At 51.7% G+C, this 17,802-nt stretch carries 14 protein-coding genes; 2 read left to right on the forward strand and 12 right to left on the reverse strand.

The window, feature by feature from the left end; all coding sequences use genetic code 11:
- Positions 1 to 542, forward strand: a 542-nt coding sequence (locus tag BM036_RS16060) for an IS66 family transposase (RefSeq protein ID WP_143066628.1), incomplete at its 5' end; no start/stop codon positions are given.
- A 109-nt stretch (positions 543 to 651) separates the two neighbouring features.
- Here BM036_RS16060 and BM036_RS16065 read toward each other — a convergent pair.
- From BM036_RS16065 to BM036_RS20370, 12 genes are all read right to left on the reverse strand, one after another.
- Positions 652 to 1,617, reverse strand: a complete 966-nt coding sequence (locus tag BM036_RS16065) for a glycosyltransferase family 2 protein (protein ID WP_091854235.1) — start codon at positions 1,615 to 1,617, stop codon at positions 652 to 654.
- Between the two features lie 126 nt (positions 1,618 to 1,743).
- Positions 1,744 to 3,258 (reverse strand): hypothetical protein, encoded by a 1,515-nt coding sequence (locus BM036_RS16070; RefSeq protein ID WP_218144828.1) that lies wholly within the window; start codon positions 3,256 to 3,258, stop codon positions 1,744 to 1,746.
- A 95-nt stretch (positions 3,259 to 3,353) separates the two neighbouring features.
- The gene (locus BM036_RS16075) at positions 3,354 to 4,538 is read right to left on the reverse strand and encodes a sugar-transfer associated ATP-grasp domain-containing protein (RefSeq protein ID WP_091854240.1); all 1,185 of its coding nucleotides are present in this window, start codon (positions 4,536 to 4,538) and stop codon (positions 3,354 to 3,356) included.
- A 52-nt stretch (positions 4,539 to 4,590) separates the two neighbouring features.
- Positions 4,591 to 6,291: a hypothetical protein gene (locus BM036_RS16080; protein WP_091854242.1), complete on the reverse strand. Its 1,701-nt coding sequence runs from the start codon at positions 6,289 to 6,291 to the stop codon at positions 4,591 to 4,593.
- A gap of 47 nt (positions 6,292 to 6,338) precedes the next feature.
- A complete protein-coding gene (locus BM036_RS16085) occupies positions 6,339 to 8,930 on the reverse strand; it encodes an RIFT barrel domain-containing protein (protein ID WP_091854244.1) in 2,592 nt (863 codons plus the stop codon).
- A 192-nt stretch (positions 8,931 to 9,122) separates the two neighbouring features.
- Positions 9,123 to 9,869: a 7-cyano-7-deazaguanine synthase gene (locus BM036_RS16090; RefSeq protein WP_091854246.1), complete on the reverse strand. Its 747-nt coding sequence runs from the start codon at positions 9,867 to 9,869 to the stop codon at positions 9,123 to 9,125.
- 124 nt (positions 9,870 to 9,993) lie between these two features.
- The gene (locus BM036_RS16095) at positions 9,994 to 11,367 is read right to left on the reverse strand and encodes a phenylacetate--CoA ligase family protein (protein WP_091854247.1); all 1,374 of its coding nucleotides are present in this window, start codon (positions 11,365 to 11,367) and stop codon (positions 9,994 to 9,996) included.
- Positions 11,358 to 11,966: an acyltransferase gene (locus BM036_RS16100; RefSeq protein ID WP_245742685.1), complete on the reverse strand. Its 609-nt coding sequence runs from the start codon at positions 11,964 to 11,966 to the stop codon at positions 11,358 to 11,360. The genes BM036_RS16095 and BM036_RS16100 overlap by 10 nt, the downstream gene beginning before the upstream one ends.
- A gap of 460 nt (positions 11,967 to 12,426) precedes the next feature.
- The gene (locus tag BM036_RS16105; RefSeq protein ID WP_091854250.1) at positions 12,427 to 13,884 is read right to left on the reverse strand and encodes an oligosaccharide flippase family protein; all 1,458 of its coding nucleotides are present in this window, start codon (positions 13,882 to 13,884) and stop codon (positions 12,427 to 12,429) included.
- A gap of 1 nt (position 13,885) precedes the next feature.
- A complete protein-coding gene (locus BM036_RS16110; RefSeq protein WP_091854252.1) occupies positions 13,886 to 15,313 on the reverse strand; it encodes an exosortase/archaeosortase family protein in 1,428 nt (475 codons plus the stop codon).
- A gap of 260 nt (positions 15,314 to 15,573) precedes the next feature.
- Positions 15,574 to 16,143 carry a PEP-CTERM sorting domain-containing protein gene (locus tag BM036_RS20365; protein ID WP_091854253.1) on the reverse strand — a complete coding sequence of 190 codons (570 nt, stop codon included), beginning with the start codon at positions 16,141 to 16,143 and terminating at the stop codon, positions 15,574 to 15,576.
- A 287-nt stretch (positions 16,144 to 16,430) separates the two neighbouring features.
- The gene (locus tag BM036_RS20370; RefSeq protein ID WP_143066629.1) at positions 16,431 to 16,601 is read right to left on the reverse strand and encodes a PEP-CTERM sorting domain-containing protein; all 171 of its coding nucleotides are present in this window, start codon (positions 16,599 to 16,601) and stop codon (positions 16,431 to 16,433) included.
- Between the two features lie 296 nt (positions 16,602 to 16,897).
- On the opposite strand from BM036_RS20370, the gene BM036_RS16120 reads away from it, so the two are divergent.
- Positions 16,898 to 17,752: a THxN family PEP-CTERM protein gene (locus BM036_RS16120; protein ID WP_091854255.1), complete on the forward strand. Its 855-nt coding sequence runs from the start codon at positions 16,898 to 16,900 to the stop codon at positions 17,750 to 17,752.
- Positions 17,753 to 17,802: the final 50 nt, after the last annotated feature.

The raw sequence follows: 17,802 nt of genomic DNA on the forward strand, positions 1-17,802 counted from the left end.
GCAAGTTCTACGACCTGCATGAAGCCAACAAGAGCGAACTGGCCGCCAAGGCTCTGGAATACATCGGCGGGCTCTACGAAATCGAGCGGGACACCAAAGACCTGCCGCCGGACAAACGACTGGAAATCCGGCAAGCCAAAGCCCGACCGATTGCCGATGCATTGCATCAGTGGATGCTGGCGCATCGCCAGAAAGTGCCGGATGGCTCCGGCACGGCCAAAGCGTTGGATTACAGCCTCAAACGCTGGGCAGCGCTGACGCGCTACCTGGACGATGGCGCTGTGCCCATCGACAATAACTGGGTGGAAAACCAGATCCGGCCCTGGGCGTTGGGCCGCTCCAACTGGTTGTTCGCCGGATCGCTACGCAGTGGTCAACGCGCGGCTGCTGTCATGACACTGATCCAGTCGGCGAAGCTGAACGGCCATGATCCGTATGCCTACCTCAAAGATGTGCTGACCCGGCTGCCGACGCAGAAGAACAACGCCATCGACGAGCTATTGCCCCACAACTGGATGCCGGCTATGCCTGACAAGGCGTGATGGCCGGACGCTTACTAAATATCGACTAGACCATTGAGAGTTCGTGCAAAACAGCGTGCCACTCCGGTCGACGGCAGTTCCAAACCCGACTACTTGATTACGATCTTTTTCACAAAGATTTTCCGTTTTTCCTATTTAAACACTTAAATATTTTGCCCAAAGTTTTGGCTCGACCTACTACGTATAAAAAATCCAGCCAGTAGATCCATATGAACGAGTATGCTGCACGTTTCAAGCCTAATCTAGACCGAAAAATACGCTTGATGCTAAGAATGATCGGAAGAGATAAGCCAAATAGAAATAAAATAACTCCAGCTTCCGGAATGAATAGCGCCGTTAAAATGCCCGCTGACAAGAAGAATATAAATGAAACTATGAGGAGGAATACAGGATCTTTAATGGATCGAAGAGGATTAGCGCAATAGCTTTCAGCGTGCCATTCCTGCCTTCTGATAAAGTCACGGACGGTGGTCGCATTGCCCAGGTGGACCACATTGAGGTCTGCTGTAAGTACAACTTTAAAGCCCAGACACTGCGCTTTCTGGGAGATGAGCGTGTCCTCGCCGGAGGAGACGCATTCATCAAAGCCTCCCAGTTCTTCGAATACAGGGCGGGCCATAACGATAGATGCACCGATAAGATGCTTTGGTATGGTCGCACTTCCCGCCTCTTCCAGTAACCAGTACTTCTCGAGGAAGGTGGGGTTATCTCTTAGCTTGCACCCGCCGCCAAACACTGAGGCAGGTTTACTCTCGAGCAACTTTTCCGCTCTTCTCAGCCAGCCTTTGTCGATGAGGCAGTCAGCATCTAGAAAGATCAATACGTCTCCGGTGCTTATCTTAGCTCCATAGTTACGAACACCCCCGACCTTGAATTCCGGCGCACTGGATATTTTGACCGTTGGAAAAGCACTCGCACGGGCAATGGTCGCATCGGTTGAACCGTTGTCCACCACGATGATCTCATAGCGAGACTTGTTGAAATCAGATGCGAATATTGCCTCAAGGCATTTCCCGATATATTTTTCCTCGTTGAATGCTGGAATGATAAATGAAAATTTCGGGTTGCTTCTCATCGCACTGGCTACCTGCTAACGATATTGGTTGATATAGGCCAGATTGGTATCGAAAATTGCCTTATAGCTGTTCGGTAATTTTGGCTTCATCGCCTGCCATCTACCATGTACGGCTCATTGTCCAGCCTATGCACTTCGGTTGTCACCTTTCCTGAGACTCTTTGTCCGCTCCTTGACCAGCTCTGAAAGAGACCAGATGTGCATGTAGTAGGGCGTATCTATGGTGTGCCTGTTCAACGGCCGACTTATTTTCTTGGTTTTTAATGTTAGCAGGTCTAACCTGAATAGGATCATCTGAATGTAGTACTGAATAAGATCCTGCAGCCGTTTAATCCTGACGCTGGCATAGGAAATTCCATGTATATGGGATAGGTAAAGAATAAATTTTCGGCGTAACATCCTGTTTTTCGGCAAGTCGTAGAGTGTAGCGATTGCCTTTTTGGATTGCCCGAAATCTTCACGTAATACGCCCCTGGCTTCTGCAATTTTTCGCGGAATGGGGCGGTCGTAGTCGCCTCCGATGGACCAGTGCTTCAACTCGTCCGACAGTGACAGGCTGTTAATGGATACGATGTTACACGCGTACATAGTGGGTACGGGTACGTCGATAAAGCCGGCTTTTAACCGAACCTCCGATAGGGTGAGGCCCGAAGAACCGGGTTTGATGATGTCGTGGGTCATCGCACTAGCCGGCGGGTGCAACGCCCAGACTGTATCACCATGATAGCCTGTGAAGAGTAAGCCTGGGTTGTCTTCTAGTGATAAGGACTTCGTGATTTTGTAGAGTTGTATTTCGGGTTCAGCCGATGTGGGGGCAAGAAAGTACAACTCATCTTGTCCTATCTCGGAATCGTTCAAGTCAACATGTTCCACGGTCAGGCCGAGTTTCTTGGCAATTTCTGTTCCGTCGTCGTTCCCCCAGCTTTTGGAGAGCAGACCGAGAATTGCCGAGTTTGACGATCTGCTGGTGAACGCTTTCCTGATAGGAAGATCAGACACCAAGGCTGTTACTGCTGTAGAGTCATAGCCTCTTGATACCGTCGTGTATAGCTCGAATGGTTTCTTCCTCCCAAGTGAGGATGCGTTACTGGCTATCTTGTGTAGGTCTGAGATGAGTGTCGCCTGGTAAGCTTCAAAGTCCGGGAAATGCTTTTTCGATGCGCGGGGAGTGACGAAGATCCGGTCTTTTTTAATGACGACGGGATGGAAATAAAATTGCCTTAGCCTGACTAAATGGTCGCTCAATATCGGGAATTCGTGATCGTAGTAGTTAATGCCTGCCCGGATCGTGTCTGTCTGAGTTTTGTAGTTATGGCCAGGGTCGAGGCGTGAGTCTGTCCTTGCGAGAATCTCTATCAAGCTGTTTGATATATAGTATGAATCCATTGATTCACCGACAAAGATCCTGTCGACCAGCCCGGTCGAGGGTGTGGCAATAACTTCGTTGTCCCTGATGAGCAGCCCGCTTCCGAAGAAGTGATTGCTTGAGTCAAACTCCAAGTCTTCATAAGGGCCATCCCAGACCCCCTCTACCAGATGGCGTTCACTCGTCTCTACGTCGCAACCGTAATAGACTGTCAACTCTGGCTTGTCCCGGGTCGTTTCCGCAATCCACCCCAGCCGCGGAAGCGTCGGGTCCATTGTCATCCTGATCATATATTGCCTGCGTTCAGCTTCTGCAAAAGCCGGAAATAGAATGGTGATGTCCCGAGGATAAGCACATCTGTGGCATGCCTTTATCCAGGGTGCCGTGATTTGTTCTGGATGGTTGGGTGACTTATGCCAAACATGGCCGTTCTTATATTTCTGACAAAAGGCCTTGGTAGCTCCCGGTCTGGAAATCTTAATCCATAAAGAGAGAGGATCTGCCTTGTTTTGGGGGAGAGGTAACCGCTGCCGAAGATCTGCTCAGTTGTAATGCCCCACCGGGAATTTCCTTCGAGGATAACGGGGCGTCCATTGTTGACAAGAACGTCCCAGCCGACTGAGTTTATATTTGGGATGACCGCGGCGGCTCTTATACATAATGCGACTACTTCGTCCCAGTACGGAATCTGGACACCGGCGATAGGGGAGCAGGTGTCTGGATGGAGCTGGATAAAGATGCCGTCCATGCTGCTGGATGTTTTACAAGCAGTAATTACCCCTTTTTCGACTTTGACCTCCCCGACGAGCCCGCCAGTACTTTCATTGCTGGTGACGGAGCCTTTGCGCCCTAGTCTTATTGAAGCCGCGGTGACATGAATCTTACCGTTTGGCTCCTTGAGTGTCACAACCCTAATGCTCGGAGCACAGTCGGCGGAGATGTTTTTGAAATCGCCGCTCCCCGAAACAAGCTCCTCAAATAGGATGTACTGCTGGTCTAGTTTGCCAGAGGACTTGGCAAGCATCTTAAAAAAATCGCCGGTTGACAGCGATAGGCTGTTGATTATAAACGGTTTGATGGACTCCGGGAAATAACTGACTGCATGGACGCCTTTGCCCTGAGCGCCTTTCGATGGCTTGACAATAAAACGACTTATACCCCGGGAACTCAACAATCCACAAATGGAGGATGGCGTAATGTACTCGAAAGGTAATTCGCTTATCGGTGTCGGCCCAGTGTAGCCTATCGTTTCTGGTACATGAATGCCGAACTTCGTTATTTTGCTTTTGAATAAAAGCTTATTTTGAAGAATGTCCGATTTTTTTCCGTTTACAGTGGGCAGGTGAGCGGTGAAGTGGTCCGCACTCGTTAAATAGCTCAGAATCTGGGGGCGACTGGTCTTTCTAGCATGGAATCCATAGGTGAAATATTCACCTGGGGACAGCTTCAGGCAAGAACCGTAGCGCACAAGGTCTATGGCAATTTCTGGTGCCGATTTGTATTCAGGCCCTAAAGACTCTTGAAATATTTTTATAGCTCTTGCTGCGCTGCCCATTTTGACGTCTCCTTTGATATTTCCCTGTCCATTCTTCGCAGGACGCTGAGCCTCAGGTTGGCGTTTGGGATGCGTTCTGCAGATAATAGTCTACGGTTTTGATCTTGCAAATCATGTCAAGGGTAGAGCCAGCATCGATTGCGTTGTCTGTGTTGGTGGATAGTGTACAGTGCATCTTTGGCCTGTCCCAGAAGTCGCTTTTCAGGGAATCCACCATCTCGTTGAGGATATTTCCCTGGTAAAGATGTTCATAGTTGAACCAGCCGAGTTTGGGCACTTCCTTGCCACGAAGCCTTGTCATATTTTCTGCAAACACACGAATGAAACGAGACACCTCTTGGATAACGATAGGATGTTTGGCTGCAACCAGGGTCGCTGCCATTGGCTCATTAAGAAGCTGAGGGCGCTTCTGCTTCAGGATGCGCTGGTTGGCTTTGTTGTGGACGCGGTGCTGGAATCCGAGCAGACGAACTAGGTCAGTAAGAGGTTCGTCTGCAAAAGGTATGGAGTACCCTACAGTGCTGCTCGCCGCCTGTGCCTGTTTGAGAATATATTGACGCCCCCGGTGAGATATATTGAATTCTTCAATGGCGCGTTGCCAGCTTTCAGTCCGGTTATAACATTGGTTGATAGCTTCCAGGCACCGTTGCTTGGTTTCGTCACGATGTCCGTCCAGCATATGCTGACCGGTGTCTGATATGAACCAGTGGGTTTTTGGCGGAGTGGCATACTGGTCGATCATTGACCTGATCCGGCCCTCTTTAATAAAGACGTCACTCACCAGAAGCATGGAGGAAAGGATTTTCTGCCGGCGTGAGCCCCATGCCATAAGTCCGTAGTGCCCTCCAAGTAACTCGCCCAGTACGCCGCTCATTAACGGAGCATTTTTCCAGCTCTGGACATTATTCGCTGCTAGATACCATATGGGGAATATTCCGAACCCCAGCTCGGTCATCATCTTGTCGATCAACGAGTTATTAATGGGCGCAGATTGAACATCCGAAAACAGATGATCCAGTCGTTCGTTGCCGGAGAGAGTTCGGGCCAGACCAATTTCTCGACTGGAAAGGTCCCCATGGCTGTACGCACCGCTGATAGGAGTGTTCCCCTCCATGAGCAGGGTTCGTGAGTCCCATCCGGCCGACATCATCAACACTGACGTTGAGATACCGTTAAGTCGACGGGATAAGCGTTCAGCAATCTGAGCCATCAGGGCCTCGTTACTTATAGGCTGTTCTCTTCCATGAACAGCGCGTAGCCCGCTTGAGACCTGTATATTCCCGGTTTTGTATACCTGGACTGTTAGTTCCTGGTTCTGCTCAGTCTGGAAGATATTCTTGAAGAACGTGTATGCTCCGATCGTGAAGCCGGTATGGAGATATTGCTGGATGCTGCACCAGTCAGGCTCTGACGCAGCGTCGAGCAGGTTCTCTAGTCGATTGGACAAGCAAATCCCGTTCCCAACACGCTTCCAAAAAAGTATTGCCGTACCTAACCTGTCGCACTTGACGGTTAAAGTTCTGTCAGAATGGGTGTAGGTCAATGTGGTCCCGGCAGGGCTGAGGTTTATATCTTGGTATTTTTCGTGGGCTTCACCCATAAACACCGCGAAGCCCTGGTCAGAGGTTTGGACCGAGATGTGTCTGGGGTTCAGGGCCCGCACTTCCAGCGACACGTTGTCGAAGACACGGGTGTCGTCGGTGAGAGGCCCTGGTACCTCGCCGATTTGTACGCGGAATGAGTTGGGCATCATAGAGGTAAATACCTTTGCTCAGGCATGGAAACAGTGAAGGCGGATCATCATAAGGATCTCCTTGGCGGCAGGCGCGTTTCGAGCCAGGCTTTTTCCCGTACCGGGTTAAACCTGATCAGTGCCCGGATTAAGCGGCCACAGGCATGTTTCGCGACCTTCGCGACAGTCAAGTTTTTAGCGTGGTAGTTCAATTCAATAGGCGCCTCTTTTAACCATGAGACATTACTTTCTTTGGGCAGCGTCTGTGGGCCGTAATTCTGTAACAGGATGATTTGCACCCTGGCAAAATGACGCTCCCCGGCATGAGAGAGAGTTTCGACTACGTGGTTTTCGAAGAAGCGGGCCTTTGCCAGGTAGAGGTCACGATATTCGGGGTCAAGTATGGCAGCCTGATAGAGCAGCATGCTTTTTCGGATATCCTGCGCAGTCCAAGTATGGTTCGGGTACTCTAGCTGATCGGGATCAGTTAGGTACGGTCGCTCGAACTCTGCCATCCAGCGGGTATAGCGACGGAATGAATCGAGAGCGTACCGGTAACTGCCGTCAAGCGAATGCTCCTCCGCCTTGATCCACAGGAAGCGGCTCAGGCTCGAGAGGAAAACTAGGTAAGACCAGCGCGTTTCCGTGGCTAAAAGGTCGCGAGACTTTAAGTTGTCCTTTGGGTGAATAGTTTCAAATATGATCTTCTCAGACTGTGCAAGCCATTCGCCCGTTGGGTCAATTAAGTGAGCGTCCAGTAATGTGTTCAGGTAATTCCCGGTTCCTCGGTTAAACGGATATCGGTGCACATTTACGGGTTTCCCTAGCAACAGCCGTTTTATCCTGGAAAGGTCGTGGCGTTTTATTTTGATAAGAGCCTCGATCAGGGAGCCGCTCCCTTCGTGCAGACTTGTTATCCAGCGGGCCATTTGAAGAACCGCTTCCTTGGAGCGCGAGTCTCCGGTCAGTAAATAGTGATAGAGTAACCCGGTTGTATAGCAGTGCTCTTCGGCAGGGCCCCCTCCGGTTTGCCCCACAGTTGAGCTGGTGTCGTTAAATCTGGAAAACGTGCGATGGGTTGCTGTATGTGCGGGTAAGTAATGGTCCGTATGCCAGAACAGCCCATTATTGTATTCTGTTCGATCTTCTTCTGTGTGATAGATGTCTATATCCCTGACATGCGCAGCGAGATCATTCATGAGATGGTGCCAGCGCGGATCACCCGAGAGAGCAAACTGACGGGCGAAGCCGTATATCGCATCATATTGATTATTGTAGTGGGAGATCAGTGCGGGTTCCTCTTTGCCCTGGTATAGGGACTCGTGGTCGGCAAAGATATCTCCAAAGTTTCGCCAGCCGTATTCATCGATGAGTTCGCGTTTGGTAAAGAAGTTCGACGGGCCGCACAGTCCCAACTGAACAAGATCATCAACGGGGCTTCGAGGCACCTCTGACGCGAACCAGGGGAATGCCTGGCCCTCTTCGTACTGTCTTGCATCCAGCACAGGGATAGCTGGAGTAAGTGTCCAGGCAAGGCCATCGGGATCGTCGCCATAGTGAAAGTAGGCGGTCTGGGTTTTTCGCTCGCCCCCTTGCAGTTCGTATGCCTCAGCGGCTTCACCCGGAAAAAGGCCGATGATCAGTCTGTTGTCCTGGAAGCCCACGGTGCTTGGAAAGTTTTGCCAGAACTGAGGCAGGGTAGCCTGGATAGTTGTGGTTTGGTTTGCGGCCACAATAACCGGGTTGGCACGGTCTCCCATGATTTGAATATGATCACCGATGTAGAGACGATATCCCCGGAACCTGGTAGTGATCTCGCCTTTTGCATTGACGTGGTTAAGGCTGTCCCAGTGTTCACCTCCACTGGAATCCTGATAGAGCATGCCATGCCGGCTATCCAGTTCAACCGCCGGCATTCCGGGCTCCGGCGTTATTCTTAACTGTTGTATATTAGCCAACTCGGCATCAATGGTCAGTGACCTGAAGTGTATCGAGCCAGGATCGCCGAGATCCCACAGCCCCCCCGGATGAAGGGCTCGCTTCGGGTTATGGAGGCAGGCCTGAACTTCGACTGTTTTGCTGTTGCAGTAGAACGTGAGACGGCAGTGGTATCGGGCCAGGCGAATATCGCCATCGAGAAACCATCCCTCCTGTTGGCAGCTCAGGCTGACAAGGCCGTGTTCGATAATCTCCCAGTCTTTATCTGCTCTTGTCTGACAGCTTGTGTTTGCTTCGGTGGACAAGGTGAGTTGATGGTGGATGGGGGCGTTGCTCCCGGTGCACACCCAGGCAGGGGCGTTTGCTGTCAAGTGAAATCGGGCGGCGCCCGTATCAACGACAAGGCCTTTGTAGCCCCTTTCGGCGCTCAATAACGAGGTGGGCGGAAACGGTGTTTCTCGGGGACGGAGCTCAAGAGTCCGCTGAGCTCCAGGCTCAAGATCGCAAAGAAACTGCAATTTGAGCCAACGAGTGCTGCCGTCGGACCAGCTCGCCATCGTGCTGGTTTGACAGACCAATTCGTCCAAACTGTCGGGGGCCATCAAAGCGAATGATGTTCCGTGAGAGAGTTGCCCACGAGCTAACGGTATTCCTAGTTGAAACACCTCTCCCTTTCGCTTTACACCCTGTTCATCCTTAAGGTAGATCCTTATCGCTTCCATGTTGCTACCTACTGCAAATTCATTCGTGGAAAAATAATAGAGTTTCTGTTTAGGAACATAAAGCCTGCCAATCAGAAATCGGTGCAAGATGTAGTGGTTCAGCGACTCCGCTTTTCAACGTAACTCATCGTCTGCGAGGTAAGGCGACCCAGAATGTCTATATGGAGGTCGTTAATCGAACTTACCGAGACACTAGCTCTTGATCACGCGCTGGACATATCTCACAAGAGTGGGATACTTTCGTAATTCCAGTTTCATTCTGTAACGAATAAGTGCAATTTTCGAAAACCTTCTGGAGAGGCCTTCATTTATAGTGTACATGCAAGGATAACAGGTCCCACACGGTTTTCCCATAAATGGTGTATGACAAAACCAGGTCATCTCCATGATTTCTTGAAAATTCCATGTCCGGGTATGGTCCTCCATTTCAAGTTTGGTGAGGTTGAGAATGGGGAATACAAAATAGCGAAATAATTCCGATATATGATCAGGCGAACTGGCTGACAATCGATATCCATCGTCTTCGGCTGGTTCGATAAAATCACTTACGTGGTCGTAAGCCTTGTCGTCTTTGTGAATACATAAATTCAGGTCATTCACTTCGAATTCCTTGCAATAAGATGCTAGGATAATGTATTGCGAGCCAAGATAGGATTCTTCGATAATCTTACGATGAGCTTTGTGTATTTCCGGGCGTGAAGGTAACTGTCTAGAGTTTACTATTTTGGCGTCACTAATTAGCTCCCCGTATTTCTCGTTAAGTATGCTCGATATCCTTTTTATCGTTTTGATTTCAATGTCAGTGGAGTCTCTGTTGTTGTCGATTATGTAGTGGGGGTTTACTGGACGCCCTTGTCTTACTAATTGAATTACGCGGTAGGTTGAGTCCCAGCCCCCTGTCCAAAGTACGTTAGCAGGTTTTTGTTCTTGATTTTGCATGTCTGCTCTCAATTAGTTGGTGTAATGTCTGGCAGAATGTTTTAATAATCGTATGGGGGAGCGTCTGCCGGAAGCTCCAAAATATATTATGTCATTATTTATGGACAGCTCATGCTTTGATGGATTAAGGCATGACGCGAGTTTCTTTTTTTTCGTAGGTCCGGATGACATTCCTGAACTTTCCATTCTTGCCTCGAGGTATTTCTGGTGTTCGTTTTATTGTAAATGATAGTCCCTGACCTACCCTTTGCTGAAAGTTCTCTGTTATCTGTCTTTCCGTCCCTTCAGGGACTGGCGATTTAACCACAATGTAAATTGTGCAGTGGTCGATCGCATCCTGCACGATTTGCGCTTCAACCAGCTCTTTGATGCCTTTAAATACATGATCAAGGCGCCCAACTCTGCGACCGTCGGGCAATTCAATATAGTCATCGACTCGACCATTAACCCTTGCCAGCGACTGGACGACCGTTGACGTGAGGTATTCCAGCGGCTCCGCCGTGTCGCCAACTTCATACCGTAGTAACGGCATTACGTCGTTTGTCAGGGTGGTGGCCAGCAGACGGTGGTCTGTTGGTTCAGGGAGGACTTCTGTTATACCGATGACAGGGTTCAGGCGATAACGTTTATCTGCTTCCTGGCCGGCAAACAATACATACTCCGCAGTGCCATAGTAGTCGAATACCGGGCAACCGAAGACACTCTCAATCTTGTCCCGCTGCCAATCCAGCAAGGTTTCCGAGTTCGTTATGATGGCTGCGGGCGTGAAGCCGGGCCTCGTGTTGGTCATGAGGTAATAGTTGGCCAGGTCGGCGATGGCAGACGGATAGCCGATGAGTTCGGCTGGGCTGAAACGATCCAGCTCCCTGGCATAGTCCGGAAATGTTGTGGATTTCAGGTGATAGCTGGAGAATAGCCGTTGGTTTTCAGCCCGGTTAATCCTTGAGTAGGGCGGCCTGAGTTGCGAAGACGGTTGGATCATCCTGCCGGCAAAGGTCGCCCTGGGCGCGCCAAACGGAATTCCATGGACTTCTTCGTGGTCTACGACCAACGCCATGGCAAGCTTATAAGTGTATTCGTTGACCTCGAGCTCAAGCGGCGACCCTGTGCTGCCGCTGGTGTTCTGCAACATGAACCTCTTGCCCCTGCTTGACCTGAAGTTGTCCGGCTGCGCTTTGAGAGTGGCTTTGGTCAGTATGGGTAGTTTGGTGAGATCCTCGACACTGGTGAAATCATTTTCGTGTAAGCCGTGACTGGCAAAGAGTCGCTGATAGTAGGGAACGGTCTCACGACAGTGTTTTACCATCTGGTGCAGACGCTCAGCCTGGTGAGCCATGGTTTGTTCCGGTGTCCATGTCCTTGACGCCTTTACTAACTGGAGAATGTCACTGTAGATTCCGGAATAGCGTTTCCGGTATAGACGCCGGCCATAAGCCGAAACCAGCAGGTTCTGCAGCCATACCGGAGAAGCGTTGTAGAGGTTCTCCTTCACAGACATTGTTCACTGGCTCCTGCGGCCCTGTCGACAGGGTGAGTGTCGTATCGGTTTCGGATGACCCGCGCAGGATTGCCGGCGACAATATCGCCAACTCCGAAAAGCCGGGTAACCACTGACCCTGACGCAACTATGGCCTTGGCAGGAGTTGGTGCCATTATCACTGCCTGATTACCGATCCAGGAATCGGCACCGATCTCAATTTTTTCGAAGGTACCGGCCTGGTCCTGAATGGGAACATCAAGGTCATTAAACTGATGCTGCCTGCTGCCGCTCAGGATATGCACACCACTACCGATCAGTGTGTTCTCACCAATTGCACACATTCCAATATTGCATTGCGGACCGATATAGACGCCTTTAGCGATACTCGTATTCCGGTGGGACAGTATCGTAAGAAACCCGATGGAAATGTCGTCTGACGTGTCGGGGCAGGACAGGTGATAGAAGCTTGCTCTGAGGTAAACGCCCACCTTGCCCGGAACAAGGCTCAGCCCCTGAGAGAAGGAAGCAAAACAGCTGTCGCTTTTGCCGAGCATGCTCACCAGCCGAAAGAGCAGGTATAACGGTAACGCGAGCAGGAGAAAGCCAACCTTGGCCACGCGCTTGGCTAGTGTCCTGGCTGTCATGACCGGCCACGTCTTGTGTCTGAAGACAGGTTGGGTGATTGCACAGCCAGGTGCAATGGGTTGCAGCCGCTTGGTGTAAGTGCACACGCAATGATCGGGATCGCGTCGGTTCTCAGCATGTCAGTTACTTCCAATTCCCTATGTACTGACGAAGAATACTCTGCTTGGAAGTTACATAATGTCACATCCGAGGTGGTTTTTGCGAGTATTTGAGATCTTATCCAGGGGATAGATTGCGAACTCCATCAGGAATAGCCATATCACTCTATCGTGTGCCTGACTGGGTCGGAAAGGGCGCTCTCCGCTCCATCCGGTATGTCGTCACCATCGCTGTCTGGATTGTTCGGGCTGAGACCGACGCCTTGTGTTCCATCGAAACCGACAGTTAAAGGGGTGTAAGTTATTCCGACAGGGGCTCATCTGCTACGGACTTTTAGTTTCGGTATTTTTCGATCATGGGACGGATAAGTGACATGAGCTGTTGCCACTCTGTTGTCTGGCGGAGAAACAGCATCGCAAGGGCTACCGTTGAGATCGCAGCCAGCAGGACGAAAACCGTACCGCGCACCAGAAATTCCACTAACGGCAGTTCCCATGGTACGTCCATGCTGATAGTCACCAGGGCACTCACCGTGGAGCCAAGGGCCGTCGGCAGGCAGAGTAGCAGCAGGTGTCCGGCACCGAACCGAGTCTGTCGCTGGAGAATGAGTAGCAGCACCCCGGTGGTCGCCACGGCGAGCCAGCCCCGCGCCCAGGCCATTGTGTTAAGGCTGTCTGTAGCGAACCAGTACAAGGTGGCCAGGATTATCGTCGTAGAGGTTAAATCGAACCAGAACAGTCCCTTGACCTTGCCCTGCGCAATAACGGCGTCGCTGATCAGCGAGAACAGACAGAAGGTAAAGAAGAACAGTCCGAAAGGCTGCAACAGGGGCGCGAATTCTGTCCACTGGGTGCCCAATAGAACCCGCACTATAAGCTCTGGATAGAGCATGATGAATACGGTGATGGGCGTCAGCACAGTAATCATCAAGGCCAGGCTGAAGCTGACCCGGTACGCAAGGTTCGTGCGAGATTCGCGGCTTTGGGCGATGGCGGCCAGCAGGGGTTCGCTCATGGGAATAATAGCGGACAATGCTGGCAGCAGGCTTACCTCTCTTACCAGGTTGTAGCCGCCGAGCGCGGTCGTGCCGAAAAAACGTGACACCAGCAGGTTGTCTACCTGAGAGCGGGTAAAACCGACAATCCCCCGCAAAAGGAGCCATTGAGAAAAACCCCATTGCTGCCGAAAACGGCTGAGTGTCCATCGGGGGCGATGACGGTCCACCCGGTACGAGCCCACAGCGAGTACCGCCGCCGAGACGAGATTGCCGGCAATGATGGCCCAGTGGCTGGGGTCGATGAACGCAATGGTGATTACTGTCATGAATGACAGCCCCTTCTGCCAGAGCGTGAGCCGGAACAGGGGGCGGTAGTTGATCTCCCGTGCCAGGCGCATCATGCCTGGTGTTCTCAGTGCACGTATCGGCAGGGCTAAGGCGGCAACCGCCAGGGCCGCGGTCAGGGCAGGCTCATCAAACCATCGGGCCAGGGCGGGAGAGCTCGCAATAACCAGTACCGCCAGGGAAGACTTGATCAGGATATCCATGCTCCAGGCGGTATCAAGGTCTTCGTCATCGAGGGTTTCTTTCTGAACGATGTATTGCCTATTGCCGGTTTCCACCAATAGTTCGAAGAACTGCAAGGCAATGGTAACGAGCGCAACGATGCCGAAGTGCTCCGGCGCTAGCAGCCGGGCAAGGATGAGGGTGCTGATGATACCCAGCCCCCGCTGCACAACCTGAATGCCGAAAAGCAGGCCAGCACTCTTGAGTACCTTCAGGCTGGCCGACATTTCAGCGGGCTGCGTCCAGGGTCAGGTTGTCCAGTGCTGTCCTCACCCGCTGGACAGCGCTGTCGCAGCTCCGTGGTGCACAGATACCCTGCACTGAAATGAGCGCAAACCGGTTCTCACCGGACAATGTCGCGGGTATCTGCAGGAGCTTGGCTTTGGTGTAGCTTGTCGTGGTGTAGGCGCCCACCTGGAATCGCTCGGCGGTAACGACCTGACGGCGCTCAGTCAGGTGCTGGTAAACGCGAACGTTACTTCCGTAACCTGCATCCTGGTCGGTGCGAAACCAGTTGCCGGATACTCGTGGCGGCAGGTAGGGTACCAATTTGTCCCCTCGTTCGGTGTTGCGGGTTTGGGCCAGGGAAATCCAGGTGGTTTGTCCTGCACTCCATACTTCCTGGCTCAACGTCTCCGGTAAGGTTATCTTCAGTGGCAAAGCCTCCGGGTCTGTCTTTACGAAACCGGGTACAGCCAAGGCCCAGGCTGGACTGCCTGAGGCCCGTGAATGCGCCAGGCTGACACCCAGTGGCCCGACCAGGAACGCCGCAACAACCGCGACGAAACCCATTTTGAGCAAATGGGGAGGGGCGCCGTCCGGCGTCCCCTCGCGGCGTAGGACAGGTGCCAACCACATAATCGGAATGACAAAAGCTGCGTAGATAGCCCACCCGAAGGTTTCGTGGTCTGCTACCAGGCTACTTTCCATATCGCTTTGGTAGGCGATAACCACCAGGGCTGTAATACGTACCCAGTTCACCACCAAAGCAACGCTGGCGCCAACCGAGAGGGCCACAAGCCAGCCCTTCCAGCGAAAGTCGTTGAGTATGGCCATCATCATTGCCAACAGGAGGGAGATGGCAAAGTAGCGGATGCCAGAGCAGCCATCAGCGATCACCAGGCGACCGTAGGGCAGGGTTATGTTGGCGCCTTCGATGAGTGCAGTGATGCCCATGCCAGCGACCAGCTTGGTAACCACTGCCGTCGCCAGAACGACAAGGTGCGGCACCAGGTCCGACCATACCGGCAGGGACAATCCGAATAACAATACATAGGGCAGAAAGCGCAGCATCGCCTTTGCTCCAAGAAGCGCCCAGGCCAGAGCGAGCAGCCCCGCAGGCAACATCAGGTAGGTAAGGGTGTCGATGCGTACCAGTTCCAGCAATGCCCAGGCGACAACTGTTGCGAGCAATGACAGGCTCCCGAGTACTGAGAAGCTACGTCGCGCCCGGTTCTCAAGTGGGGGCGGCGGGTGAATCAGCAGGAGTCCGATAAAAATGGCGAACGTGGGAAGCCCGTGGGCAAGCACCTGCTCCCATTTCAGCCATTCGCCGACCAACCGGAACCAGGTCGGCCAGAACAGCGCAATGGCTATGGCGGTTACTAGAAGATAGGGGCGTGCGAGAGGGAACTGATCCAGTGTTTTCCTTAACATGCTTCAACCAACTGCGTGCCTGGGTGGTGGTGCTTTGTCGACAAGCGGGGCTTTCCAGCCCTCCTGCTCAAGCACTCTTACTGTATCGGAAAATGATGATTGGTGCCGCCTGTTTTGACTATCTCTTTTTACCGTTCCGATTAGTTGGTGGTTATTCTTGAAAATTGCGGTTTAAGGCGCTGTAAAAAACTTCGACAGGCTGAAGAAAGCCGGGCGGCAAGGCCCGGTTTTTTTTCATGCTTGACAAGTCTGACCAGAGGTCAGGCCCTGCGAAGACGTGCTGCACCGAGACCCAGGAGGCCCATTCCGAGAAGGGCCAGTGTGCCGGGTTCGGGGACACTAGCTTCGCCTTTCCAGATCACGCCAGTCGCAAAGTTTTCGCTATTTGTTACCCAGAAATTCAGTCGTCCATCGCCAGCAACGATAAAGGACTCCCCTAAAAGATCAAGCACATTTATGGCCTGTGTCCAAGGAGCTGCGATCGAGTAATCTTCTGAGTTAAACACCGTTTCTCCTTTGCTCTTGATCATCAGGGTGTCATCGTACGATACATAGAGTGACGTGATGATGGCGTCAGTACCAGTCATGTTCAGGTCTTCTTCCCAGATTCGATATTCTGCGTTATCGACCCACCAGCTATCGAAATCCTGGATCCAGGCTGCTCCATCGAGTGGTGTCCCGGTTGGGTCAATATAGGTGTCAACGGTTTGGTCGGAAAGCTCACAGCCTACGCACTCATCACCGAGGCTGGACATGAATGGCACAGCATGCGCCATGGAGGCGGTCATGCTGAGCAAGGCTGCGCCTAACATCAAATTTAACACTCTCATATTTTTTTCCTTTTTCGTTGTGCAGTCCGGCAAAATGATTTGAAACAGAGGCTGCTTACGCCACTGACAGGACCTGCCTGTCAAAATTTAAGCCAAATCAGGAATACGCCCTTAATATCAGTTATATGAATTGATCTGGCCGGCTGGAAAGAAGCGGTCTTTTGAGTATGTGTATAAGATATCGACACAAAAGCTCTGGCTCGACGTGTGTCGGAGCCTGTCAAAACCAAAAAAGCTGGAGGCCCGAGGGGTCTCCAGCTTTTAGTGTGCTCGAATGGCTTTGGAGATTAAGCCCTGCGACGGCGGGCTGCGCCCAGACCAACCAGGTCCAGTCCAAGCAGAGCAATGGTGCCGGACTCAGGTGCCGGGGTTGGATCTTCGCTGGAGAATCTGCCACCGTCGACGAAAATGGCAAAGTCGAAGATGGTGTCCTCAGCATCGGCAATGGCAATTGTCATGCTATAGGTTTGGCCGCACCTTAGGGCGATCGGTAAGAGGGGGCAATTGTTGTAAGCGTGGTTGTCCAGCTGGGAAGCGTTTGGAAACTATGTTGATATATACATGTACTCTAAGTGTGGGCGTCGAACAAGCTTACACTTAATGCTCCGGGTTGGCTTTGTGCTGTCGTTAATGCATTGATATGGCTGTTTGATTTCGTTGTGGTACGGGTTCTGCATGGTTTAGAGAGCGCTGATATCGATTGTCTGGTTAGAAGAAGTTTTCAGCGTCCACAACAAGCAAGGAGATCTGACCAATGAACACTGCATTCAAAAGAACCCTCTTGTCGTCGCTGATCGTTCCGTTTGCACTGGGTGTGCAAACCGCCAGCGCGGCGATGATTACCGAATGGGGCTTCAATGCCGACAGTGACTTCGATGTCAATAATGTGCAATTCGATGACAAAGGTACTGCTGGAATTACTGGCACTAACGTCACCTCTCAAGAGATTTCTTGGGGTGGCCCAGCTCCCGAACGTTCATCTGTCGGAATAACTGACGCTTCTGCTACCGGCGGAGTCTTAACAAACAGTGCGAGCTGGACGTATGGTGGTGTTTTCACTCACGACAACCAAACTATCAATGCTAATTATGATACGCTCGACAGTTTCAACCTGATTTCGCAACTGACGTTGACGCCGGTTGAACCACAGCCGATTCCAGGTGGTGGCGGTGATCAGCAGCTGGCCCCGATAACCTTCCTGAATTTATTTATCGAAACTCTCAATGCTGGCAACTGCTTTGTTGGCTCAGCTAGCACCTGTGATGACATATTCACGATAAACAACCCCGGCCAGCTGGGTCTGACAGAAGTGGATAGTGATATACCATTATCACAAATAGTCGCCCCGTCGTTTACTATAGAGGATTACGCGTATACTGTATTCCTTCAACTTGAGGGTATTGGCAAACTGACTGACGATCAGTGTGACGTGGCCGGAGCTGACAACGGATGTTTTGGTCTCATCACCCTGGAAGGCCAAGAGAACAACTTCAATACCCGATTCCGCATTGCGGCTACGCAAGTACCGGAGCCTGGTACCCTTGCCCTGCTTGGTATGGGGCTTGCCGGGCTTGGCTTGGCACGTCGCAGGAAAGCAGCAAACGCATGATGGTTTAATTGTCGCGATCTTGGTGACGTCTGAAAGCCCCCGGTGAAACT

It is taken from the genome of Marinobacter segnicrescens (genome assembly GCF_900111555.1).
Taxonomy (GTDB): domain Bacteria; phylum Pseudomonadota; class Gammaproteobacteria; order Pseudomonadales; family Oleiphilaceae; genus Marinobacter; species Marinobacter segnicrescens.

Bases quoted from the DNA above. Each gene is read 5' to 3' on its own strand.
- BM036_RS16065 (WP_091854235.1), bottom strand. From the start codon at position 1,617: ATGAGAAGCAACCCGAAATTTTCATTTATCATTCCAGCATTCAACGAG.
- BM036_RS16070 (WP_218144828.1), bottom strand. From the start codon at position 3,258: ATGGACCCGACGCTTCCGCGGCTGGGGTGGATTGCGGAAACGACCCGG.
- BM036_RS16075 (WP_091854240.1), bottom strand. From the start codon at position 4,538: ATGGGCAGCGCAGCAAGAGCTATAAAAATATTTCAAGAGTCTTTAGGG.
- BM036_RS16080 (WP_091854242.1), bottom strand. From the start codon at position 6,291: ATGATGCCCAACTCATTCCGCGTACAAATCGGCGAGGTACCAGGGCCT.
- BM036_RS16085 (WP_091854244.1), bottom strand. From the start codon at position 8,930: ATGGAAGCGATAAGGATCTACCTTAAGGATGAACAGGGTGTAAAGCGA.
- BM036_RS16090 (WP_091854246.1), bottom strand. From the start codon at position 9,869: ATGCAAAATCAAGAACAAAAACCTGCTAACGTACTTTGGACAGGGGGC.
- BM036_RS16095 (WP_091854247.1), bottom strand. From the start codon at position 11,367: ATGTCTGTGAAGGAGAACCTCTACAACGCTTCTCCGGTATGGCTGCAG.
- BM036_RS16105 (WP_091854250.1), bottom strand. From the start codon at position 13,884: ATGTCGGCCAGCCTGAAGGTACTCAAGAGTGCTGGCCTGCTTTTCGGC.
- BM036_RS16110 (WP_091854252.1), bottom strand. From the start codon at position 15,313: ATGTTAAGGAAAACACTGGATCAGTTCCCTCTCGCACGCCCCTATCTT.
- BM036_RS20365 (WP_091854253.1), bottom strand. From the start codon at position 16,143: ATGAGAGTGTTAAATTTGATGTTAGGCGCAGCCTTGCTCAGCATGACC.
- BM036_RS20370 (WP_143066629.1), bottom strand. From the start codon at position 16,601: ATGACAATTGCCATTGCCGATGCTGAGGACACCATCTTCGACTTTGCC.
- BM036_RS16120 (WP_091854255.1), top strand. From the start codon at position 16,898: ATGAACACTGCATTCAAAAGAACCCTCTTGTCGTCGCTGATCGTTCCG.